Annotated in this window: 2 protein-coding genes; both read left to right on the plus strand. The window is 60.3% G+C overall.

Annotation, left to right across the window (positions count from 1 at the left end; translation table 11 throughout):
* The first annotated feature begins 56 nt into the window (after positions 1-56).
* Complete coding sequence (locus tag Q7U49_RS02495) at positions 57-602, plus strand: TRAP transporter small permease (RefSeq protein WP_304762177.1); 546 nt, start codon at positions 57-59, stop codon at positions 600-602.
* Positions 599-1897 (plus strand): TRAP transporter large permease subunit, encoded by a 1299-nt coding sequence (locus Q7U49_RS02500; protein WP_304762178.1) that lies wholly within the window; start codon positions 599-601, stop codon positions 1895-1897. Before Q7U49_RS02495 ends, Q7U49_RS02500 begins: the two co-directional genes overlap by 4 nt.
* Positions 1898-2037: the final 140 nt, after the last annotated feature.

Genomic DNA, 2037 nt, shown 5'->3' on the forward strand with positions numbered 1-2037 from the left:
ATGCCCGCCTCCCTGCTCAAGGCGAGCGTGACGAATTAATTATTGTGGAGCCTGCATTGCAAAAGAGTACTCATTTTTTCTTCAAATTGCTCGAACTGCTGATCGTGGTGTGCATGGTTGCCATGGTGATCATGGTGTTCGGCAACGTGGTGCTGCGCTACGGCTTCAACTCAGGGATCGACGTCTCTGACGAAATGTCGCGCTACTGCTTTGTCTGGCTCACCTACATCGGGGCCATGGTCGCGATGCGCGAAAAAGGGCATCTGGGCGTGGACACGCTGGTCAAGCACCTGGGCCTGGGCGGCAAGAAACTGTGCCTGTTCCTGAGCGAGTCACTCATGCTCGGATGCAACCTGCTGTTCTTTATTGGCACCTGGAAGATGCATGAACTGCAGGTCACCAACGTCTCGCCGGTGGTCGGACTCTCGATGATCTGGGTCTATGGCGTGGGCTACGTCGTGGGAGGCGTCATGGGCATCATGAACCTCAACGTGCTGTACCGCCTGCTCAGCGGCCAGTTGCGCGAGGACGAACTGATCCAGGTCATTGAAACCGAAGGCATGGCCGAAGTCGAACAACAACTCAAGGAAGTCAAGGCATGACCGTCGCCGTGTTCATTTTCAGCCTGCTGGCCGCCATGGCCATTGGCATGCCCATCGCCTATGCCCTGCTGGTGTGTGGCCTGAGCCTGATGGCGTTCCTGTCGGCCACCAGCGGCCTGGTCACTTTTGACAGCCAGATCCTGGCGCAGCGCTTTGTCGACGGCGCAGACAACTTCCCGCTGCTGGCCGTGCCCTTCTTCATGCTCGCCGGCGAATTCATGAATGCCGGGGGTTTAAGCCGGCGCATCGTCAACCTGGCCATGGCCTGGGTGGGCCACCTGCGCGGCGGGCTGGGCTACGTCACGGTGCTGGCCGCCGTGGTCATGGCCTCGCTCTCAGGCTCGGCCGTGGCCGACACCGCGGCCCTGGCGGCCCTGCTCATTCCCATGATGCGGGCGGCCGGCTACGACATCAGCCGCGCCGCCGGCCTGATCTCCTCGGGGGGCATCATTGCCCCGGTGATTCCGCCATCCATCGGCCTGATCATTTTCGGGGTGGCGGGCAACGTCTCGATCACCAAGCTCTTTTTGGCCGGCATTGTGCCGGGCCTGCTGATGGGGCTGGCCGTGGGCCTGACCTGGTGGTGGTTGGCGAAAAAGGAAAACGTGCTGCCCGCACCCAAAATGACCATGCCGCAGCGCCTCAGAATCACTGCCGAAGGCGGCCTGGCGCTGGCCCTGCCCGTGATCATCATCGGCGGCATGAAGTTTGGTGTCTTCACACCCACCGAGGCGGCCGTGGTGGCGGCGGTCTACAGTTTCTGCGTCGGCATGTTCATTTACCGCGAGCTGAAATGGTCCAGGCTGTACGGCTTGATCCTGACGGCCGGCAAGACCACCGCGGTGGTGATGTTTCTGGTGGCCGCTGCCATGGTCAGCGCCTGGCTCATCACGGTGGCCAACATACCGACCGAAGTGGCCAACATGCTGTCGCCCTTCATGGACAACAAGATGCTGCTGATGCTCATCATGATGGTGCTGATCGTGGTGGTCGGCACGGCGCTTGACTTCACCCCCACCGTGCTGATCCTCACGCCGGTGCTGATGCCCGTGGTGCTCAAGGCCGGCATCGACCCGGTGTATTTCGGCATCATGTTCATCATGAACAACGCCATCGGCCTGATCACACCGCCCGTGGGCACCGTGCTCAACGTCGTGTGCGGTGTCGCCAGAATCAGCATGGACGATGCCTTCAAGGGTGTGCTGCCGTTCCTGCTGGCCCAGCTGGGCGTGCTGTTCCTGCTCGTTCTTTTTCCCCAGATCGTCACTGTGCCACTGCAATGGTGGATGCAATGACAACTTTTTCCCCAACCCCTGTCGTTCATATAAAAGGAGACAACCATGTTTAAACGCAGAACCATCGCTTCGGCCATCGCCGGTGCCGCCTTGCTGATAGCCACCTCGGCTTTCGCGCAATTCACCGAACGAACCATCAA

This window comes from Rhodoferax sp., from assembly GCF_030653815.1.
In the GTDB taxonomy this organism is placed as follows: domain Bacteria; phylum Pseudomonadota; class Gammaproteobacteria; order Burkholderiales; family Burkholderiaceae_C; genus Rhodoferax.